The organism is Sphingopyxis sp. LC81, from assembly GCF_000756375.1.
In the GTDB taxonomy this organism is placed as follows: domain Bacteria; phylum Pseudomonadota; class Alphaproteobacteria; order Sphingomonadales; family Sphingomonadaceae; genus Sphingopyxis.
This window is the reverse complement of sequence record NZ_JNFD01000014.1, coordinates 173,550-193,137: the sequence shown is the minus strand read 5'-3', so window position 1 is coordinate 193,137 and position 19,588 is coordinate 173,550. Positions and strand designations below refer to the sequence as shown.

The window sequence follows — 19,588 nt, the reverse complement described above, 5'->3', positions numbered from 1 at the left end:
AGCGACGCTCCGCAGCCGTAGAGTGGGAGAAAGGGCCAGCCCCCCCCCCCTCCCGCCCCGTCTCACCGGAAGGCAGGGAGAAGAGCGCGCGCGTCACCACGGCGGCGCGGCGAACCTCGGGATGCGGATCGGTCGCCGCCATCGCGCCGAGATGCGGGAGCGCCGCCGCGGGGTCGAGCGCGACGAGTTCGCGCATCGCATTCCAGCGCGCGGCGAAATCCTCGCTCGCCGTCTCGGCGACGAAGAGCGGTGCGGCGTCGGTGCGGCCGAGTTGGCGCAGCAACGCGAGCGCCATTTGACGGAAGCTGCTGTCGCGACGCGACGCACTGACGTGCGTCAGGCAGCCGCTTGCGATGTCATAGGCGCGGATCGGAAGCCGCGACGGCGGCTGGACGGCGGGTTCGAGGAAGAGGATGTCGCGGCGGGCGCCCGCATGCTCAAGCGTGAAACTTTGGCGCGCGGTGTCGAGCATCAGCGTCTCGCCTGTCCGCAGCGGACGCGGCGGCTGGCTGTGGCACGGCGCGGCGCCCTTCGCGGTGAATCCGCCGGCTTCTTCGGCCGTGCTGACCGCCACCGCGTGCTCCGTAAGCTCTGCGCCGCCGCAATTGAGGATGTGGATCACCGCCCGGCCGGGGATGAAGACGGCGGCGCCGGGCGCGGTCCTGTTCTCGGTGAACGGCCGCAGCTGGAGCGTCACGCGAATCGTGCCATGATCGGCGAGGACCAGGCCGCCGCGGCCGCCATCGCCGCCCCCCATCATTCGCAACGGCGGGCGCGCAAAGGGATCGGCGGCGAGCAACGCCAGCGCCGCATCGAGCCGGCCGCCAAGCCAGCCGGTGTCGGAGAGCCAGGGAAGAAGATGCACGATCGCGACATCGGCAGGGGCATCGGCGAGCGCCGCGATGGCGGTCGCCAGCCCATCGGGGGCGATGTCGACCGATTGCCACGCGGCATCGAGGTCCGCGACAGCGCGGCGCATCGCCGAACGGCGCGCGACATCGGCCAGGGGAAAATGATCGTGGCGGGATGGCATGATGGGCACCCTCGAAAAGCGGGGGGAGCGGTGAGCGCTGGATTGGCGGCGCCCACCGTTCCCACCCGAGGTCAGTCGTAGACGATCAGCGCGATGACGACGGCGATTTCGAACACCGACGGCCCCGACGATGCGCTTTCGCCAACAAGCGAGCCGAACAATCCGACTGCGGTGTCGAGCAAAGGCAGCGCCTCGATATCGATGGTTGGAAGCCCCATATTCCCCCTCCTGTCCTGACCGGCGGCGCGACCTGCCGCCGGGAACAGGGCTAAGAAGACGCGGGTGCGCTTCCCAGTTAACTTATCGTAATCGCAGGTCATGTCGCTGGTCGAAGCGGGGTTGCGGCGAGATCCACCGGGAATAGGGTGGTGACGTCGCAACCGGGAGATTTGCCATGCGCCGCACCATCGCCGCCGTCCTTTGCACGCTTTTGCTCGCTGCGCCCGCGGGGGCCGAGACCCTGCTCGTCGGCAACAAGGGCGAGGATACGCTGAGCGTCATCGCGCTGGCGTCGGGGGAGGAACTGGCGCGGCTGCCGACCGGCAAGATGCCGCACGAGATCGCGATTTCGCCCGACGGCAAGCAGGCGGCAGTCGTCGCCTACGGCAGCACGACGATCGACCTGTTCGACGTCGCGAGCCGGACGAAGGTCCGGACGATCGACCTCAGCCCCAACCAGCGGCCGCACGGACTGCTGTGGCTGTCCGACGGGCGGCTGGTCGCGACGACCGAAGGCAGCGAGTCGGTCGCGGTGGTCGCGCTCGATGGCAAGGTGGCGTCGATTTCGACCGGGCAGAAGGGCACGCATATGATTGTCGTCGCGCCCGACAATCGTACCGCCTATACCGCGAATATCGGATCGGGGACGGTCAGCGTGCTAGACCTCAAAACCGGGAAGAAGCTCCGCGACCTGGCCATCGGCGGCAGGCCCGAGGGGATAGCGCTGACCAAGCGCGGGCGCGAGCTGTGGGTCGGCGACCTCGACGCGCCGCGGGTGTCGATCTGGGATGCGAAGACCGGCGAGAAGATCGCCGAGCAGGCGGTCGACCCGGTCGCGATCCGGGTGCTGGCGAGCCCCGACGGCAAGCTCGTCGCGACGAGCAATATCGCCGCGGGCACGATCAGCCTGTTCGACGCCGAAACGCGCGCGCCGGTGCGGACGATCAAGGTGTCGGGGGAGCAGGCGAAGGGCCAGGTCACGCTGCTCTTTAGCGCCGATTCGAAGCGACTCTATGCGGCCGAGACGGGGCACGACAAGGTGGCCGAGATCGATGTTGCGAGCGGTGCGGTGCTGCGCCGGATCGCCGCGGGCAAGAACGGTGACGGGCTGGCGATTGCGCCCTAGGCTTTTTCGGCCCGCAGCTTGTCGCGAAAGACCGCGAGGCGCGCCACCGCCTCGTCAAGCACCGCGCCATCCTTGGCGAAGCAGAGGCGCAGGATGTGGCGCGGGCCATCGCCTTCGAAGAGCGCCGAGACGGGGATCGAGGCGACGCCCGCTTCGCACACAGCGCGCTCGCTGAACTCGCGATCGGAAAGTGCGATCCCCGACGCGGCGAGGTCGATGCACAGGAACCAGGTCGCGGCGTTTGGCAAGACGATGAAGCCCGCGGCGCCCAGCGCTTCGGCAAGACGCTGGCGCGATGCGGCCCAGCCCTCGCGTTGCGTCGCGAACCATGCGTCGGGGCGGCCCAGCCCTTCTGCCACCGCCCATTGCAGCGCGGGGGGCGTCGTGAAGGTGAGGAACTGGTGCGCGCGGCCGAGCGCGGCCGCCATTTCGGGCGCGGCGCATATCCAGCCGGTTTTCCATCCGGTGAGGCCGAAGATCTTGCCCGCCGAACCGACTTTCACTGCGCGTTCGGCCATCTCCGGAAAAGACAGCAGCGAACGGTGCGGCACTCCGTCGAAGCGGACATCCTCCCAGACCTCGTCGCAGATCGCGACCAGACTATGGCGCACGCAGATATCGGCGAGCATCGCGAGTTCGGCTTCGCTTGCGACGGCGCCCGCGGGATTGAGCGGATCGTTGAGCATGAGCACGCGGGCGCGCGGTGTGATCGCGGCCGCGAGTTGCTCCGCATTATACCGCCAGTCGGGCGGAGAGAGCGCGACCGAAACCGGGATACCGCCCGCCCGGCGAACCATCGGCGCGTAGCTGTCATAGGCGGGTTGGAACAGGATTACCTCGTCGCCCGGCGCCACGAGCGCGAGAATCGATGCGGCGAGCGCCTCGGTTGCGCCCGAGGTCACGATCACCTGCTCGCGGACCAGCGCCAGCCCCTGCCGCCGCGCGTAGAAGCCGCAGATCGCGTCGCGCAGTTCAGGCAGCCCGAACGCCGGCGGATATTGGTTCGACTTTTCGGCGAGCGCACGCGCCGCGGCGGCGATCATGTCAGGATGCGGCGGCTCGTCGGGAAAGCCCTGCCCCAGGTTGATCGCATCATGCGCTCGCGCGAGTCCCGACATATGTTCGAAAATCGTCGGCTCCATCGCCACGTAGAGCGGATGGATAGGGCTCATGGCGGGGAAAGCCAGAGTGACAGGCCGGGCGGCGCGTCGGCGGGCGGCGCCTCGGCGATGTGGCGCACCGCATCGGCGCGGGCGCGGTCGAGGATGGCGGCGGGAACCTCGGCTGGGTGGAAGATATGGTCGGCCTCGCCGAGCAGGCGCGCGGCGCGCAGCGTCAGATCGTCCGGATCGGGACTGGCGAGGCGGATGGTTTCGAGGCGCGATGACGCCGCCGAGACATCGCTCGCCAGCCAGCTCTCGACCTTGTCCGCCGCTTCGGCATCAAGCGGATCGAGCGCACCGCCGCTCGCGAGCGCGGCGTCGATCGCGCGGCGGCGGTCGGCGGCGGCGGGCCAGCGCGCTTTCATCGCATCGCGCGCAGCGTGGAGCGCCGAAGCGAGCGCGCCGAGGCGGGCGGGGAGCAAGGCTTCGATGCGCTGGCGGACGGCTTTTGCGAGGCCCGCCGACGCACCGCCCGTCCCGATCGCGATCGTCACCGGCGCGCGGTCGACGATCGCGGGGGTGGTGAAATCGCAGAGATCGGGGCGGTCGACGACATTGACGAGAAGCCCGCGCGCGCGAAGTTCCTGCGCTGCGGCGCGGGCCTGATCGTCATCGTCGAGCGCGACGAAAGCGATCGTCACGCCGTCTTCCCACTCGGGCACGATCCGCCCGCCCGCGCGCGCGATCAGCCGCGCCTTGGCATCGGCAGCCTCCCCCTTCCCGACCAGCACGACCGCGCGGCCGGACAAGTTCAGGAAGATGGGAAGCTGTTCCATCGTCAGTCGATCCAGTCAGGAACACGCTCGGCGGCCATGATCGTGCCCGCGGCGATGCGGTCGGCAACGACGGCATAGCGGTCGCCGTCGACGAGCACCTCGGGAACGAGGCTGCGGCTGTTATAGGTCGACGCCATCGTCGCGCCATAAGCCCCCGCGCTGCAGAAGACCGCGAGGTCACCCGCCTCGACCTTGTCGATCAGCCGGTCGCGCGCAAAGGTGTCGCCGGTTTCGCAGACCGGCCCAACGATCGACGCGGTCATCGTCTCGCCCGACGGCTTTACCGCGACGAAATCGTGCCAGGCGTCATAGAGCGCGGGCCTGGCAAGGTCGTTCATCGCCGCATCGACGATGACGAAGGGATGCGTTGCGCCGGGTTTCACCCACAATGTCTCGGTCAGCAAAACCCCCGAATTGCCCGCGATGACGCGGCCGGGCTCGAACATCAGCGTGACGTCCCAATCGCGCGTTACCCGCGCAACCATCGCGCCATAATCGGCGGGCGACGGCGGGATGATATTGTCGCCCGCCCGATACGGCACACCAAGCCCGCCACCGAGGTCGACATGGGTGATGCTGTGCCCCGCGGCGCGCAGGTCGGCGACGAGCTCGCCGACGCGCTTGAACGCCGCCTCGAACGGGGCGAGGCTGGTCAGCTGGCTGCCGATATGGACCGCGATGCCGCGCATATTGAGCCCCGGCAGCGCCGACAGCCGGGCGAAGATTTCGGGCGCGACGTCGATGCCGACGCCGAACTTGTTGTCGGCCTTGCCGGTCGAGATTTTGGCATGCGTGCCCGCATCGATGTCGGGATTGACGCGCAGCACCGCGGGCGCGGTCATTTCCTTGGCGAGCGCGATCTCGGCGAGGGCGATGCCTTCGGGCTCATGCTCGATATTGAACTGGCCGATGCCGCGGTCGAGACCCTGCGCCAGTTCGGCGCGCGTCTTGCCGACGCCCGAGAAGACGATGTCCTCCGGTGCCATGCCCGCCGCCAGCGCGCGTTCGAGTTCGCCGCCCGAGACGACGTCGGCGCCATAGCCCTGCCGCGCGAGGACGCGAAGCACGCCGAGGTTGGGGTTGCTCTTGATCGCAAAGGCGAGGTGCTTCTTGGGAACATCCTTCAGCCCGTCGCGGAACGCCTGCGCATGACGCTCCAGCGTTGCGCGCGAATAGACGTAGACGGGGGTGCCGATTTCCTCGGCGATGCGTGGCAGCGGAATATCCTCGGCGTGCATCACGCCGTCACGAAGTTCAAAATGATTCATTGATAAAAAGTCCTGAGGCTCAGCCCGGAGGCGGCAGATCAAAATCGTCGGGTTCGCGTTGTTCGGACCGTTTGAGAAGTTCGTCGCTGCGCGCGGGCCGGGCCTGCGCGTCAGGCGTCGTAAGCTCCTCCGTAGTCGGGGCGCGGGCCGCGCCGACGGGAATCACCGGTGCAGGCTGGCCTGCCACGGGCTTCAGATCTTCCTTGCTGCCGCACGCGCCGAGCAGCGCAGTTACAGCGAGCGTTGCCATGACGATGCGGTTCTTCGCCATCAAATCGTCCCTTCGAGCGCCGCGCGGGCCGCGGCGACGGCCTGCCTTACCCGTTCGGGCGCCGTGCCGCCATAGCTCATGCGGCTGGCAACCGATGCCTCGACCGTCAGTGCGGCGAGCACGTCGGGGGTAACCGCCGCATGGATCGCGGCCGCGTCGGCCGCGGGCAGCGCCGACAGTTCGACGCCCAGTTCCTCTGCGCGCTTCACGCAGGCACCGACGACATGGTGCGCCTCGCGGAACGGCAGGCCGTTCTCGCGCACGAGCCAGTCGGCGAGGTCGGTCGCGGTCGAATAACCCGACGCGGCGAGCGCGCGCATGCGGTCGGTGCGGAAGGTCAAGGTTTCAATCATGCCCGTCATCGCGGCGAGCGACAGCGCAAGCGCGTCGAAGGCGCCGAAGACGGTTTCCTTGTCGTCCTGCAGATCCTTCGAATAGGTCAGCGGCAGGCCCTTCACGATCACGGCGAGCCGCTGGAAGGCACCGAGCAGCATCCCCGCGCGGCCGCGCACCAGCTCGGCGGCGTCGGGGTTGCGCTTTTGCGGCATGATCGAGCTGCCGGTCGACCAGGCGTCGGGCAGGCTGATGAAGCCGAAGGGCTGGCTGGCCCAGATCACGATTTCTTCGGCGAGGCGCGACAGATGGATCGCGGCGATCGACGCCGAGGCGCAGAATTCAAGCGCGAAGTCGCGGTCCGACACGGCGTCGATGCTGTTTGCCACCGGGCGGTCGAAACCGAGCGCGGCGGCGGTCGCGTGGCGATCGAGCGGGAAGCTGGTGCCCGCAAGCGCGGCGGCGCCGAGCGGCGATTCGTTGAGGCGGCGGCGCGCGTCGGCAAAGCGCGAGCGGTCGCGGCCGAACATCTCGACATAGGCGAGGAGGTGATGGCCGAGCGTCACCGGCTGCGCGACCTGCAGGTGCGTGAAGCCGGGCATGATGCTGCCCGCATGTTCGTCGGCACGCGCGAGGAGCGCCGTCTGGATCGCCTTCAACCCCGCATCGATGCGCTCGCATGCGGTGCGCACCCACAGGCGGAAATCGGTCGCGACCTGATCGTTGCGCGAGCGCGCGGTGTGGAGCCGTCCGGCGGGCTCGCCGACCAGTTCCTTCAGCCGCGATTCGACGGTCATGTGAATGTCTTCGAGCGCGAGGTCGACGGGAACGCCGTTCGCGGCGAACTCGTCGGCGATCTGTGCGAGGCCGCGATCAATCACCACCGCATCGTCGGCGCCGATGATGCCCGCGGCGCCCAGCATCGCGGCGTGCGCGCGGCTCGCGGCGATATCTTCTTCCCACAAGCGCTTGTCGACCGGGATCGAGGCGTTAATCTCTTGCATGATCGCCGCGGGTCCGCCACCGAAGCGGCCGCCCCACATGCTGTTGCTGTCCGGAGTATTCGCCATCCGCCGCGTCCCAAATCCGTCCCTTGCGATCCTCGCCGTGCTTCTGGCCGGATCAATCGCCGGCTGCGATAGGGAAAAGCAGCCGGACGGGCAAGCGGGGCAAGGCCAAGCAAATGTTTCGGCGGGCCAAGCGAAGGGGCTCGGGAAGTTCGAGTATATCGTCGACCGCAGTCACAAGGGCGAGCCGGCACCGACGGTCGGCTTTCGCGGACCCGACGACGCGCCGGTGACGCTGGCGTCGTTTCGCGGGAAGCCGTTGCTCGTCAACCTGTGGGCGACCTGGTGCGCGCCGTGCATCGCCGAAATGCCGACGCTCGACGCGCTCGCGGCGAAAAGCGCCGAGCGGATGATGGTGATCGCCGTCGCGCAGGATTTGCAAGGGGCGGAAATTGTCGACCCGTGGTTCCAGAAGGCGGGACTGAAAGCGCTGCAACCTTACATCGACCCCGAAAACGGCCTGCTCGACGCGGCGAACAGCGCGTTGCCGACGAGCATCTATTATGACGCCGCGGGGCGCGAGATCTGGCGCGTCGTCGGCGCCATCGACTGGCAGGGCAAGGAAGCGCAGGCGCTGCTGGCTGAAACTGCCTCCTGACGCAAGAAAGGGCGGACGCCCCATGACGTCCGCCCTTTCCTACGACCCCGAGCAAGGTCAGGGGAGCTCGGAGGCGTTTAGCCGCCGACCGTGACGCGGCCGGTGCGATAGCCCTTTTCGCGCATTTCCTTCACATAATCCTTGTCGGCATCGACGACCTCGGTCTGCCATTCATCCCACGCGTCCCAGCGATCCTCACGGTCGGTCGAATGGCGAAGGTCGCTGGTCAGCTCCTTCTCGGCTTCGAGAATGTCGGCCTTGTAATTATACCATTGCTGGTTGACGACGCCCGCGATCGGGGAGGTGCGGATGTGCGGCGCCTCGAAACCCGGCGGCATCGCGCCATAGGGAACGGCAGCGACGGCGGCCGTCGCGGGGAGCGCCATCATTGCGGCAAGGGTGGTCCATTTTTTCATCGTCCATCTCCTGATTGCCCGCCCGTTCGGGGCGGTCAGGGGAGTCAACGAAGCAGATCGCGCTTTTATTCCCGGCTGAACGCCGAAATGGCACGGGTGGCGGCGGAAAAGCTCATCCGGGGTGCGCTTCGTCGCCGACGGCGGAGCGAAGGAGGCCGCGAAACACGTCCTGCGCGCTGCGTTTTCCTTGCGTCACATCATACACATCGCGTGCGATCGGCATGTCGAGGCCATGTTTTTCGGCGAGCGCGATGACGGTCGGCGCGCTCTTCACCCCCTCGGCGACCATGTTCATCCCCGCGATGATCTCATCAATCGGGCGCCCCTTGCCGAGTTCGACCCCGACATGACGGTTGCGCGACAAGGGGCTGGTGCAGGTCGCGATCAGATCGCCCATGCCGGTGAGCCCCGCGAAAGTTTCCGCGCGCCCGCCCATCGCTACGCCGAGCCGGGTAATTTCCGAAAGCCCGCGCGTCATCAGCGCCGAGCGGGTGTTGTCGCCCGCGCCGAGCCCGTCGCCCATCCCGACCGCGATCGCGATGATATTCTTGAGCACTCCGCCAAGTTCGCAGCCGAGCAGGTCGGTGTTGGTGTAGACGCGGAACAGCCCCGAGTGGAACACCGGCTGGAGCGCGCGAACGACGATCTCGTCCTCCATCGACAGGACGCTTGCGGCCGCCTGCCCGGTCATGATTTCACGCGCGAGGTTCGGCCCGGTGAGCACGCCGACGGGGTGGCCGGGGAGCACTTCCTCGATCAATTCGGTCATCCGCTTGCCCGACGACAGTTCGAGCCCCTTGGTCAGGCTGATCACCGGCACCCACGGGCGAAGGTGCGCGCGCGCCTCTTCGAGCACCGCACGAAAACTGTGCGAAGGGACGCCCATCACGAGCACGTCAGCGCCAGCCACAACTTCGGCCATGTCGTTCGTGGCGCGGAGGACCGGCGGCAGCGCGATACCGGGCAGATATTTGCGGTTCTCGTGACGCGTGTTGATATCGTCCACGGTCTCGGCGTCACGCGCCCACAGCGTGATCGGCGCATTGCGCGACACCACCGAGGCGACCGTCGTCCCCCAACTGCCCCCGCCGAGCAGCCCCACCTTCAACCGCATTGGCCTCTCCCGCTATTTCCCGCGAGACTGACGATCATTTCAATGCTTGGCAAGAAAGCCCTTCATCACCGCAGCGGTCGCCTTCGGATCCTCGATCATCGGGACATGGCCGACATGGTCGAAGACATGCGAGACGCTGCCGGCGATGCCCGCTTCGAGCACGGGAACGCAGCTGACGTCGAGCAGCTGGTCGTGGCGCCCCCAGATGATCAGCGTCGGCACCTTCACCTCGCCGAGCCGGTCGTTGAGCGGATGGTCGCGGCCCTCGGTCGCGATCACCCAGAAAATCGTGTCGAGCTGGTCGCGATATTTGAGCGCGTCGGCATAAAGGACGGGCTTCAAACGTGACGGGATATAGGGCGGCTTGTGTACGACCATCGCCACCAGCCGGTCGGCGTCCTCAAGGCTCGCGATGACGAGGGGGTTATAATCCTCGTTCGCCGCCTGTTTTTGAAGCGCGCTCTCGTTCGCACCATTGACCCCGGCATTGTCGAGCAGGGTCAGGCTGGCGAGCGCGCCCGGATAGTCGATCGCGTAGCGCAGCGCGATCCAGCCGCCCATGCTGTTGCCGGCGACATGCGGACGCTGGAGCCCGAGCGTGTCGGCAAACACCTTGAGCCGCGCGGTCTGCGCCTGAAGGTCATAGGCGAGGTCGGGATCGCGCTCATTCTCGCCAAACCCCGGCAGGTCGGGAGCGATGACATGATAATCGCGCGTAAGGTAGGGCGCGATCATCGACCAATTATCCTTGTCGCCGGCAAAGCCGTGGACGAGGAGGAGGAGCGGCTTCGACGGGTCGCCGCCCTCGAGATAGGGCCAGCGGCGGCCGTCGACGGCGACGCTCTTCTGCACCATCCCGCCGCGGCGGCGAAGCAATGCGCGCCCGAGCGCGACGAGGCGACCGGGAAAGACGAAATACATCAGCGCAAGCGCGATCAGCGGCGCGAAGATCAGGACGAGGAGGAGTCTCATGGCCGCGATCCTGCCATTTATTCCGCCGGTGTCGACCCCTGCGCCGCCGCAGGCACCGCCGCGCCATCCTCCGACACCGCGACGGCGGGTACGCTCTTGGCGACGGGCGCGGGAACGGTGTCGGTCACGCCCGGGAAATCCATGCGCGTCATCACCTGTCCGGCGCAGCTATAGGTCGCAAGATTTTCGATTCTGGCTTCGGCCATCCGGGCAGCCACATCGGGCTGGAAACCCGCCATGGCGGCCTTGGCCTCGTTGAAATTGCGCGCATAGCCCATGCCGGTATGCCGGCGGCCCGTGGCAAGCGCGGCGTCGAGGAAGGGGCTCGCGTCGGCGAGATACGCATATTCGCCCGCCTTGACCTCGAAGGCCGGCGCGCCAAAGCAGTTTGTCGTGTTGGGCGGAACCATGCCCACCGCATCGGTTTGCAAGACATACCAGCCGGGCGTCAGCTTCACGACTTGCAATTCATAGGCCGCCTTCTTGTCCTTGCTGACAAATTCGCTGGCATAGGTCGTGCGATCGCCCTTTTTCTTCCAGTCGCGAGGCTGATAGAAAAGGTCCCCGTTTTCACGATCGAAGCGACGGATCTGAACGCGGCCCGAGCGCCCCGCACTTCCGGCATCGTTGCGCCGGAATGCGACGATCAGACCGCCTTCATTTTCCCCGAGCGCCAATGGCGCTGCGGGATCGACCTTCTTGCCCAGAAACAGCGACGCCGGACCGGCAAGAGTGCCGTTCATGTTCAGCCCAGCATCGGCCACCGGGGTGAAGCTTGTCATTTCGGTGATGTAGCCGTCGACCGCCTGGGCTCCGACGACGGTTTCGAAATAGCTTTGCCGTTCGGCGTCGGACATGGCGGCGACCTTCGCCGATTGCGCCGCAGGCAGCTCGACGAGGCGCCACCCTTTGATCAGCAAGCAGTTCCGCCGGTTGGCCCGGCGCATCTGGCCCTCGACGATCGCGGCGCCGATGGCCGCGCCGATTCCGCCTCCGATACCCGCGGCAAGCGGTGAGATCGCCGGATTATACATCGCCGGATTATAGACCGGAACCGATCCGGCTGGTGTCTGAGACCCGCGCGCGATCAACCGGCAGCTTTGCCAATCGGCATCATATTCCGCCCGGCTGGCGCCGGGCTTGTTGTAAAAGCGACTGTCCTTGAGATCGCGTGCCGCATCTTCGGCTATCTCCTCGGGCGAGTCCGCGTTGGTCTCCGCCGCATGCGCCGCAACCGGCTGCGCGAACAGCGCGGCAGCCGTCAAAAGCCATATCGCCTTTTCCATATTCCCCCCAATATTCCCCCGAGCCGAAGCTCAAGTCTTTTGTGATGGGATCGCGAAGCGTGGTCAATGGGTTAATCGGCGGCCGCCATGCGGCCCGGGCCCGCCCTTCAGCGCGAAAGGGGCGGCGGAGAACCATTCAGGATATGCGCCTCGAACCAGTCGATCAGGTCGTCCAGCACCGCGTCGCGTTCTGGCTCGTTATAGATTTCGTGGAACAGGCCGGGATAGATTTCGAGGCGCTTGTCGGTCGAGCCGACATTTTCGAACAGGTAGCGCGACCCCGCGGGGGCTGTGAGCCGGTCGGCTTCGCCGTGCTGGATCAGGATCGGCAGACGAATCTTCGGCGCGTCGGCCTGCGCCACCGCCATCGCGTCCATGAACTCCTTGCCGAGCCTTGCCCCGATCTTGCCTTCATAAACAAGCGGATCGGCCTGATAGGCGGCGACCACTTGCGGATCACGGCTGACGCCAGTGGCATCGAGCGAGAGCACGCCGAGGCGCGGGAAGAAGCGCGAGAGGAAACGGCTGATCCAGACGGTGAAGCGCGACGGCGGTTCGGCAGGCAGGATCGCCGGGCCGGACACCGCGGCCGCGACAAAGGCATTTTGGCGCTCGATAAGGAACAGCGTCGCGATCAGCCCGCCCATGCTGTGACCGAGGAGCAGGCGCGGCGTATCGGCATGGTTGATTTCGACGAGCGTCAGCAATTCGCTCATGCCGTCGAGAAAGGCCGAAAAGCGCGGGACGAAACCACCCTCGCCATCCGAATTTCCGTGCCCCCAATGGTCGACCGCATAGATGGCGTAACCAGCATCGGTCAGGCGTTTCGCCACATATGCGTAGCGCCCCGCATGCTCGGCATAGCCGTGCGCGAGCAAAACCACCGCACGCGGACGCCCTTCGGGCAGCCAGTGGGTGACGTGCAGCTTCGCCCCCGCCGCCGCGGACTCAGCAGGCAGGATCACCGCACCCGCCGCCATGCTCAGCGAACCGCCTTCTTCAGCGCCGCGCTGCGGTGCCCGGGGCCGTCGTCGCCCGCCTTGTCTATCTTGGCGAGGATAGCCTCGAGCGCGCGGCTGATCGCGGTCTGGGTGCGCACCATTTCGACCTTCGGCCATGCGGTGCGTTCGCCGGTGTCGATCAGTTCGTCGATATCCTCCTGCGCGAGGTCGGACAGAATCTTGGCTGGCGACCAGAATTTGGGCGGGCGGATGATGTTGATGTCGCCGGTATATTCCTGATTGATCACCGAGCGCGCCATGTTCGCAAGGCTGTTAAGCGGCGGCACCCATTCGAGCGGCTTCTGGAAAATCACCATATTCGCGTTGAGCCACGCCTTGAAGGTTGCCATCGACGCATGCTGGATCGCCTCGATCGGCGCCATCTGCTTGCGCGTGTCGGTCGCGAAGGGCAGCGCGATCGGGTTCGCCTGGCTGACGATATGATGGTTGACGCCATAGAGGCGTTCGAGCCGCTTGGTCGGGATGTCGTGCGTCACCGACCCGTCGACCCAGCGCCGGTCGGGCTGGTAGGGAATGCGCTCGCCCTTGTCGTCGCGCGCCATCAGCATCACCGGCGGGAAGACGCCGGGCACCGCGCACGACGCGAGCACGGCTTCGCGGATCAGCACGTTCGGCGCGGTGATCGCATTGAGCAGCCGGCCGTTCTGATGCTTTTCGGCGGGCGCGACCGAGACATTGAGGTGACGGCCGCTGATCTCATAGGCTTCCTGAAAGGTCAGGTCGGGGATCAGGTCGGCAAGCCGCTCGCGCACCTCATCGGGCGCGAGGCGCCGTTGTTCGGGGTCGCGAGCGGGGTTGGCGAGACGGTTGCTTTCGAGGAAGGCGCCGATGTCGGCATTCTTGCGCGTGCAGACGATCGCGGCGACGATCGACCCGCCGCTCGCGCCCGACATGATCGCGGGCAGAACGCCTTCTTCCCAGAGCGCCTTCACCACACCGATGTGGAAGAAGAGGAAACTGCCCGAACCCGAGAGCAGCAGCGCCGAGCGGCCGTAGCAATGCTGGGCGCGGCGGAAGAAGTCGCGCTTTTCCTCGCGGGTGATGCTGCGCGCGGCGGCGATTTTGTCGAGCGATACGACGACCTCGGCGACATAATCCTCGACCAGCTTCTTGGTGCCGAAACGCGCCTTTTGATAGAGCCGCTCGTGCCCCATGCCGTCGATATTGCCGTGGATGCCTTCGTTGAGAACGAACAGCAGCCCCTTGACGTCCCCCGCCGCCGACAGCTTGCGCAATTTTTCGAGCCGCGCGCGGATCGCCTTATAATCGAAATGCTTGCTTTCGTCGGAGTCACGCCACGCCTGCAATCCAGATTTCCGGTCATGTTCGCGAGCCGCCTTGGCCCATGCGATATAGTCGGGTGCGGTCACAAGATCGCGGTCGGCGCTGAGCGTCGGGGTGAAAAGCATTCGGTAATCCTGCGAGAGCATCATTATTTTTTTCGAGTCTTGCCGGTTGCGTTCGCTTTAGCAACCGGTTTCACCTTGGGCTTCGCGGCAGGTTTCGGCGCGGGTTTGGGTTTTGGCTTGGGCTTGGCCGCGGGTTTCGGCTCCGCCGTAGCGGCTTTTGCCTTTTCCGGCTTCGGCACCGCCGCCATCAGGTCGGCGAAACTTTCCTCGATGCACTCCCTGAAAAAGGCGATGTCGGGCATCACCGCGCGTTCGGAGATGAGCGAGAAAGCGATCCGGCCGTTGTAGCTGGGGGTCGCGACGAACAGGCCCATGTTGTTCGCAAGCGGCGCCATGCCATGCTGCTGCACGAGCTGCGCCCCAGCGAGATAGAGCGGCACCTGCGCCCCCGGTACGTTCGAGATGAAAAGGTTGGTCCCGCGCACCGCGAAACGCTCGCTGGTGACGAGCCGCGCCACAGCCGCCATCGTCGCGCCCGGAATGTGCTGTGACAGGTCGGTCATGATCCGTGCGCTGACTCCCGCCTTCGCTTCCTTTGCCTCGACGGTATAGTTGCGGATCGCCGCAAGCCGCGCGAGCGGATCGGCGATGTCGGTGCGCACCGGGACGCTCATCGCCGACACCTGATTGCCCGGCTTCGAGGCTTTCCCGCCCTTCCCGCGCAGATTGATCGGCGCGACCGCGACAAGGCTGTCTTTCGGCAGCTCTTTGTGTTTCTGCAAATATTTGCGGAGCGCGCCGCCGACGGTGGTCAGCACGACATCATTGACCGTCGCGCCCGGCACCTTCTTGCGGATCTCGGCAACGTCGGTCAGCGCGACCGTCGTCGCGTCGAACATCTTGTGCGGGCCGACGGGCACGTTGAAGCGCGTTTCGGGGACGCCGGCGGTCATGCCGCCTTCGGCAATCGACCGCCTCGCCGACGAGATGATCGCGGGCGACATTTTCATCAGCGCGTTCATGAACTTGACCGGTGACTGCATCGACGCCGACCAGGCGCGCGAGAGGATTTCGGCGCTCGACGGCACCGTGCCGAGTTCCTCGACCGGCGGCGGCTCGGCGATCGCGGGCGTGCCCTTCGCATCGATGTCGCTCATCGCGATGAAGGCGTGTGCGCCGGAGGCACCGTCGACCGCGGCGTGATGGACGCGGTGGAGCATCGCGAAGCTACCCTTCGGGATGCCCGGGATGCGATCGAGTCCCTCGATGATATAGATGTCCCAGAGCGGGCGGTTCATATCCATCGGCTTCGAGAACCAGCGCGCGACCGCGATGCAGAATTGCCGCCAGTCGCCGGGCTCGGGCAGCCGCGCGTGGCTCATATGCGCCTCGATGTCGAAATGCTCGTCCTCGACCCAATAGGGATGATCCATGTCGAACGGCAGGCGGTGGAGCCGGCGCTTGAACAGGGGCGAGGTATGAACGCGGCTTTCGACGTGGCGGATGATATCCTTGAAGCGTACGAAGCCGCCGGGCGCGGTCGAGGGGTTGTAGATATAGACGCCCATGATGTGCGTCAGATTGTTCGCGGTCTGGGTGTAGAGGAATTGGGCGTCCTGCGCGCTGAGCTGTTTGAGCATCCTATCCTCCTGAACCGGGCAATCGGTCGGCCAGCGCCACCGTCGAAAGCCGCATCGTTTCCATGACGTTGGCGAGGCCGCGCAGTTCCATCAGCAGCGCGCGGCGCGCGGCGAGGTTCACCGGGGTCGCGTCGGTTGTCAGTCCCATATGGCGCATCAGCGACAGGCCGTTGGCGAAGAGCAGCTTGCCGATCGCCGCCTCGCTGCTGATCCGGCGCAGCAGATACGCCTGCCTGCCCTCGGCCAGCGCGCCATCGAGCAGCGCCTGTTCGTCGACGGCGTCGCCGGGCTTCGCGCGCGCGAGCAGTTCGGCGACGACCGAATAAGCCTCGGCGAAGGGAAGCAATATCGCGTGACCAACCGCCGGTTGGCACCGCCGGAGGAGCTGCGCGATGCCGCGGTCGCCGCCGGCGAGGCGGCGGTCCCATACGGGGTCGATACGCGCAAGTTCGGCCTCGATCGCGGCGCGATGCTCGTCACGCGGCGGATAGAAGAATTCGAATTTGAACAGGTCGCGCAGCCGGTCGATCTTTGCCCAGAAGGCCGCGGTCGCATCGCCGCTGTCGCCGTCGCGCAGCTCGAACAGCGCCAGTTCGATCATCGCGCGGTCGAGGAAATGATGCGCGATGATGTTGCGATAATAGCTCGCCATCGGATGCTTGGCGGGGTCAATCGAATAGACATTCTCGCTGCCCGCCTCGTAGCGGGTCAGCAGCCCGCTCGCGACGAGCGTGTCGACCGTCGCCGAGAGCGCGGTATTGTCGCCGCTCTCCAGTTCGCTGCTGAGCCGAATGTCGCGTGCCCGCGCCCAGTCGGTTACCGCGCCGATCGCGCCGAGCAATTCGGCCGCGGTCGCGCCGCGCGGCGCCATGCCGAGGAGGATCAGGCACATCACCGAGGTGACGGTGAGCGGCGTGACGCGATTCGCCTCGACCGCGACCGCGAAGGCAATTGTTTCGAGCGCGCGCTTGTCATCGGGGGCCGGCGCCGCGTCGATCACCACGGGGTTGCCGATGTCGAGGCGGATGCGGCCCGAGGGTTCCTTGAGGCTCTTCATATAGCCGAGGAACCACGACAGGCTCTCGGGCTTCTTGTTCCGGCCCGTCTGTTCGGCCGCATATTCCTCGACGTCGCGGATCAGGTCGAAGCTGGTGACGAAGGGCACGAAATGCACGTCTTTCGTCCCCGTCGCATGCGCCGCGTCGAGGACATATTTCATCAGGCCGTATTTGGGCGGCATCAGCTTGCCGAGCCGCGAGCGGGTGCCCTCAAACGCCCACGACAACGGGAAGCGTTTAGCAAGCAGCCAGGCGATATAATGACGCAGCACGAGCTTGTAGACCGGCTGATCCTGGAAGCTGCGGCGGATGAAGATCATTCCCGAACGGCGGAAAAATTCGCCCATCACCGCGAAGTCGAGATTGGCGCCGCCGAAGCTGTGCAGCATCGGCAGGTCGTTTTCATAGGCAAGCCGGCTGGGTGTTGCGCCGTCGATATAGGTTTTGTGGGTGAAGAGGATCGCGGTCGGATGCTCGCGCAGGATCGACCGCAGCTTGGCAAGTTCGGCGGCGTCGATTTCCATTTCGGGCGCGTAGCCGCCGAACATCATGCGATCGAGCCGCGCGCGCAGGTCGAGGAACAGCGCCGACGGCCGCGCGATGACCTCCTTCATCAGCGGCCGCGCCTCGCGGTAGAGGTCGGCGACCGGGCGCCCCGTCTTCTCCGAAAGTTCGGCGAGTGCGGCGCGGAATTTCGGGCTGGTGCGCAGCCCATCGGCGACAAAACGCGGGACCTTATAGCGTGTGCCGCGAATGCCGCGCTCGGCAACGTCGAGCGCAAGTGCCGCCTGCCGCGCGACGAAGCCCGCGAATTCGGGACTGTCGGTCCCCTCGCCGTCGCCGCCGCCGGTCTGCGCGCAGAAGCGGTCGCGCAGCATGTCGAGCGTCGCCGCCTCGCCGACCAATATCTGCGCGCGGCGGCGATCGCGCCACAGGATCAGCTGCGCGCGCAACGGTCCGGGATGGCGCGGGTCGCCGAAGATCAGGTGGCGAAATTTGAGAGCGCGATTCTTGTCGAAACCCGGGATGCGCCACGCAATACGCAGCGGCACGATCTGCCGCGACGGCGCCCCGCCGAGCCGCGCCTGCAGCACGTCGACGGGCAGCGCATGATCGTCGTCCTCGATGTCGAGGCTCGCCCAGGCCGGTTCCTCGTCGCCGCTCGTCGAATGAATCCAGTCGAGCAGGATACGCCGCTCGAGCCGCCCGCGCGCGTCGATAATATAGAGCCGGTCGGCCGCCTGCTCCGCCACGATTGGGGTGCGGGGCGTTCCGTCGGCCACCGTTTAGCCGGTCTTTCCCTTGCGGGCGGCCGGTTTTTTGGGCGGCGCCTTCTTTTTCACCGGCGATTTCTTCTCGGCCGTCTTCTTTGGCTTCGGCTTTTCCGCCTTCGTTTCGGAAGGCGCTTCGGCCGCGACCGATTCTGCCGCGCTTTCCTCGGGCTGGCCGAGCGTGCGAAGGAACCTGTTCCGCACGTCGCGGACGTGTGTATTGATCGTCCGAGGGCTCCATTTCGACGTGTCGACCGGCGGCAGCACGGTGACGCGCACCGTCGCGGGGCGCATCACAAACTCGTTCTTCGGCGCGACGTCGGTCGCATTGTGGATCACGATCGGGACGATCGGCACGCCGGCCTGCATCGCGAGGTGGAAGGCGCCCTTCTTGAACGGCTCGAGTTTCGGCGTCAGGCTGCGCGTCCCCTCGGGCGAGATGCAGATCGATTTGCCTTCGATCTTGATCGCATCGACGAGCGGCTCCATCGCCTTGATCGCGCTCTTGCCGTCGGCGCGGTCGACAAAGACCGTGCCGCCCCACTCCATCAGCTTGCCAAGGATGGGGATATCCTTGATCTCTTTCTTGCCCACCCCGCCCATGTCGCGGCGGATGAGCTTGGCAAGGATCATCACATCCGCCTTGCTCTGGTGGTTAAAGATGAAGACGCACGGGCGCGACGACCAGAGATGCTTTTCGTCCTCGACCTCCAGTTCGACCCCGGTGATCGCGGTCGCGAAGTCGCCGAACAGCCCGATCGAGAAATTCGCCGCCTCGCGCTGCGAGCGTGTCAGCGCCCAGATCGGCAGCCCTGCGGCGAAGGCGCCGACGAGCGAGCCGGTGGCATAGATGGTGCGCGTATAATCGATCCAGCTCGGCGTGCCGCGGCTCGCGAAGCGCTGCACCGGCCAGCCATGCTCGTCGGCGATCGCCTTGAGCTTCAAATTCGGGTTGAGCGGGCGCGGTTTGCCGACGCGTTCGAGCAGTTCGATATCGTCGTCGCTGTCCGAATAGAAAAAGCTCTGACCCAGATCGAGGCCATATTCGGCGGCGAGTTCCTCGGCCGCGAGCACCTTGCCTTCGCCGAAGCAGAGCGGGCGGATGATCTCGCCGGTGAAGACGCCGTCCTCGATCTCATAGGCCGAGCATTTGATGTCGGTGATGCCAAGGTCGCGCGCGGTGGGTTCGATCTGATAGATCGTCGCCGACGAGATGATCGCGACGCGGTGGCCCTTCGCCTGATGCGCCTCGATGATCGCGCGCGTCTCGGGATAAATCTTGCGCGCGATATGTTTTTTGTAGAGCTCCTCGCCGAATTCGATGAAGCTTTCCTCATCGACGCCGCGCATGAATCTGGCGGCGCCCGACATCAGCCCCGAAAAACCGATGGTGCCGAGACTGTGCTGCGCGACCACCTGCGCGGTTTCGGCGATTTCCTCGACCGACATTTCGCGGCGCTGGAATTTCTCGCGCAGCATCGCGGTCGCGGAGTAGCCCGAGATGATCGTACCGTCGAAATCGAAGAGCGCGGCGATATGCGGTCCGGGTTCGGACGCCAGGACTTCTTCCAAATGCGGCTGAGGCCTCGGCACGCGCATCTCCCCA

Annotated in this window: 18 protein-coding genes; 2 read left to right on the top strand and 16 right to left on the bottom strand. The window is 66.2% G+C overall.

Annotated elements, in window-relative coordinates:
• On the bottom strand, window positions 1-1,033 hold a 1,033-nt coding region (locus tag FG91_RS08425; protein ID WP_037514042.1), incomplete at its 3' end, for a HEAT repeat domain-containing protein.
• Between the two features lie 71 nt (window positions 1,034-1,104).
• Entirely contained in the window at window positions 1,105-1,251 is a 147-nt protein-coding gene (locus FG91_RS21995; RefSeq protein WP_161785639.1) for a hypothetical protein, read from the bottom strand.
• A 176-nt stretch (window positions 1,252-1,427) separates the two neighbouring features.
• Between FG91_RS21995 and FG91_RS08420 the strand changes: the two genes are divergently transcribed.
• On the top strand, window positions 1,428-2,378 hold the full coding sequence (locus tag FG91_RS08420; RefSeq protein ID WP_052187417.1) for a YVTN family beta-propeller repeat protein: 951 nt from the start codon (window positions 1,428-1,430) through the stop codon (window positions 2,376-2,378).
• Here FG91_RS08420 and FG91_RS08415 read toward each other — a convergent pair.
• From FG91_RS08415 to argH, 5 genes are read right to left on the bottom strand one after another with little or no spacing between them, the layout of a single operon-like run.
• The gene (locus FG91_RS08415) at window positions 2,375-3,550 is read right to left on the bottom strand and encodes an aminotransferase (RefSeq protein ID WP_037514037.1); all 1,176 of its coding nucleotides are present in this window, start codon (window positions 3,548-3,550) and stop codon (window positions 2,375-2,377) included. The two genes, FG91_RS08420 and FG91_RS08415, sit on opposite strands and share 4 nt — an antisense overlap.
• A complete protein-coding gene (locus FG91_RS08410) occupies window positions 3,547-4,317 on the bottom strand; it encodes a precorrin-2 dehydrogenase/sirohydrochlorin ferrochelatase family protein (protein ID WP_037514036.1) in 771 nt (256 codons plus the stop codon). Before FG91_RS08410 ends, FG91_RS08415 begins: the two co-directional genes overlap by 4 nt.
• Before the next feature lie 2 nt (window positions 4,318-4,319).
• Window positions 4,320-5,585: a diaminopimelate decarboxylase gene (lysA, locus tag FG91_RS08405; protein WP_037514034.1), complete on the bottom strand. Its 1,266-nt coding sequence runs from the start codon at window positions 5,583-5,585 to the stop codon at window positions 4,320-4,322.
• A gap of 19 nt (window positions 5,586-5,604) precedes the next feature.
• Window positions 5,605-5,856: a hypothetical protein gene (locus FG91_RS08400; protein WP_052187416.1), complete on the bottom strand. Its 252-nt coding sequence runs from the start codon at window positions 5,854-5,856 to the stop codon at window positions 5,605-5,607.
• Window positions 5,856-7,232 (bottom strand): argininosuccinate lyase, encoded by a 1,377-nt coding sequence (gene argH / locus FG91_RS08395; RefSeq protein WP_037514033.1) that lies wholly within the window; start codon window positions 7,230-7,232, stop codon window positions 5,856-5,858. The genes FG91_RS08400 and argH overlap by 1 nt, the downstream gene beginning before the upstream one ends.
• Between argH and FG91_RS08390 the strand changes: the two genes are divergently transcribed.
• A complete protein-coding gene (locus FG91_RS08390) occupies window positions 7,231-7,854 on the top strand; it encodes a TlpA family protein disulfide reductase (protein WP_052187425.1) in 624 nt (207 codons plus the stop codon). The two genes, argH and FG91_RS08390, sit on opposite strands and share 2 nt — an antisense overlap.
• Before the next feature lie 77 nt (window positions 7,855-7,931).
• Here FG91_RS08390 and FG91_RS08385 read toward each other — a convergent pair whose 3' ends face one another.
• The 9 genes from FG91_RS08385 to FG91_RS08345 all read right to left on the bottom strand — a co-directional run bounded on the left by FG91_RS08385 (window position 7,932) and on the right by FG91_RS08345 (window position 19,581).
• A complete protein-coding gene (locus tag FG91_RS08385; protein ID WP_037514032.1) occupies window positions 7,932-8,270 on the bottom strand; it encodes a hypothetical protein in 339 nt (112 codons plus the stop codon).
• Between the two features lie 112 nt (window positions 8,271-8,382).
• Complete coding sequence (locus FG91_RS08380) at window positions 8,383-9,384, bottom strand: NAD(P)H-dependent glycerol-3-phosphate dehydrogenase (RefSeq protein WP_037514031.1); 1,002 nt, start codon at window positions 9,382-9,384, stop codon at window positions 8,383-8,385.
• Window positions 9,385-9,423: 39 nt separating this feature from the next.
• Window positions 9,424-10,356: an alpha/beta fold hydrolase gene (locus tag FG91_RS08375; protein ID WP_037514028.1), complete on the bottom strand. Its 933-nt coding sequence runs from the start codon at window positions 10,354-10,356 to the stop codon at window positions 9,424-9,426.
• Between the two features lie 17 nt (window positions 10,357-10,373).
• Entirely contained in the window at window positions 10,374-11,642 is a 1,269-nt protein-coding gene (locus FG91_RS08370; RefSeq protein WP_052187415.1) for a hypothetical protein, read from the bottom strand.
• Between the two features lie 107 nt (window positions 11,643-11,749).
• Window positions 11,750-12,622, bottom strand: a complete 873-nt coding sequence (locus tag FG91_RS08365; RefSeq protein ID WP_037514026.1) for an alpha/beta hydrolase — start codon at window positions 12,620-12,622, stop codon at window positions 11,750-11,752.
• Window positions 12,623-12,624: 2 nt separating this feature from the next.
• Window positions 12,625-14,073, bottom strand: a complete 1,449-nt coding sequence (locus FG91_RS08360) for a DUF3336 domain-containing protein (RefSeq protein ID WP_037514114.1) — start codon at window positions 14,071-14,073, stop codon at window positions 12,625-12,627.
• Between the two features lie 23 nt (window positions 14,074-14,096).
• Window positions 14,097-15,653 (bottom strand): WS/DGAT/MGAT family O-acyltransferase, encoded by a 1,557-nt coding sequence (locus FG91_RS08355; protein ID WP_037514023.1) that lies wholly within the window; start codon window positions 15,651-15,653, stop codon window positions 14,097-14,099.
• Between the two features lies 1 nt (window position 15,654).
• Window positions 15,655-17,994 (bottom strand): glycerol-3-phosphate 1-O-acyltransferase, encoded by a 2,340-nt coding sequence (locus tag FG91_RS08350; protein WP_037514019.1) that lies wholly within the window; start codon window positions 17,992-17,994, stop codon window positions 15,655-15,657.
• Window positions 17,995-17,997: 3 nt separating this feature from the next.
• Window positions 17,998-19,581: an HAD-IB family hydrolase gene (locus FG91_RS08345; protein WP_037514017.1), complete on the bottom strand. Its 1,584-nt coding sequence runs from the start codon at window positions 19,579-19,581 to the stop codon at window positions 17,998-18,000.
• Between the last annotated feature and the right edge of the window lie 7 nt (window positions 19,582-19,588).

Bases quoted from the DNA above. Each gene is read 5' to 3' on its own strand.
- FG91_RS08385 (WP_037514032.1), bottom strand. From the start codon at position 8,270: ATGAAAAAATGGACCACCCTTGCCGCAATGATGGCGCTCCCCGCGACG.
- lysA (WP_037514034.1), bottom strand. From the start codon at position 5,585: ATGAATCATTTTGAACTTCGTGACGGCGTGATGCACGCCGAGGATATT.
- FG91_RS08415 (WP_037514037.1), bottom strand. From the start codon at position 3,550: ATGAGCCCTATCCATCCGCTCTACGTGGCGATGGAGCCGACGATTTTC.
- FG91_RS08370 (WP_052187415.1), bottom strand. From the start codon at position 11,642: ATGGAAAAGGCGATATGGCTTTTGACGGCTGCCGCGCTGTTCGCGCAG.
- FG91_RS08410 (WP_037514036.1), bottom strand. From the start codon at position 4,317: ATGGAACAGCTTCCCATCTTCCTGAACTTGTCCGGCCGCGCGGTCGTG.
- FG91_RS08390 (WP_052187425.1), top strand. From the start codon at position 7,231: ATGCTGTTGCTGTCCGGAGTATTCGCCATCCGCCGCGTCCCAAATCCG.
- FG91_RS08365 (WP_037514026.1), bottom strand. From the start codon at position 12,622: ATGGCGGCGGGTGCGGTGATCCTGCCTGCTGAGTCCGCGGCGGCGGGG.
- FG91_RS08400 (WP_052187416.1), bottom strand. From the start codon at position 5,856: ATGGCGAAGAACCGCATCGTCATGGCAACGCTCGCTGTAACTGCGCTG.
- FG91_RS08380 (WP_037514031.1), bottom strand. From the start codon at position 9,384: ATGCGGTTGAAGGTGGGGCTGCTCGGCGGGGGCAGTTGGGGGACGACG.
- FG91_RS21995 (WP_161785639.1), bottom strand. From the start codon at position 1,251: ATGGGGCTTCCAACCATCGATATCGAGGCGCTGCCTTTGCTCGACACC.
- argH (WP_037514033.1), bottom strand. From the start codon at position 7,232: ATGTGGGGCGGCCGCTTCGGTGGCGGACCCGCGGCGATCATGCAAGAG.
- FG91_RS08345 (WP_037514017.1), bottom strand. From the start codon at position 19,581: ATGCGCGTGCCGAGGCCTCAGCCGCATTTGGAAGAAGTCCTGGCGTCC.
- FG91_RS08420 (WP_052187417.1), top strand. From the start codon at position 1,428: ATGCGCCGCACCATCGCCGCCGTCCTTTGCACGCTTTTGCTCGCTGCG.
- FG91_RS08355 (WP_037514023.1), bottom strand. From the start codon at position 15,653: ATGCTCAAACAGCTCAGCGCGCAGGACGCCCAATTCCTCTACACCCAG.
- FG91_RS08375 (WP_037514028.1), bottom strand. From the start codon at position 10,356: ATGAGACTCCTCCTCGTCCTGATCTTCGCGCCGCTGATCGCGCTTGCG.
- FG91_RS08360 (WP_037514114.1), bottom strand. From the start codon at position 14,073: ATGCTTTTCACCCCGACGCTCAGCGCCGACCGCGATCTTGTGACCGCA.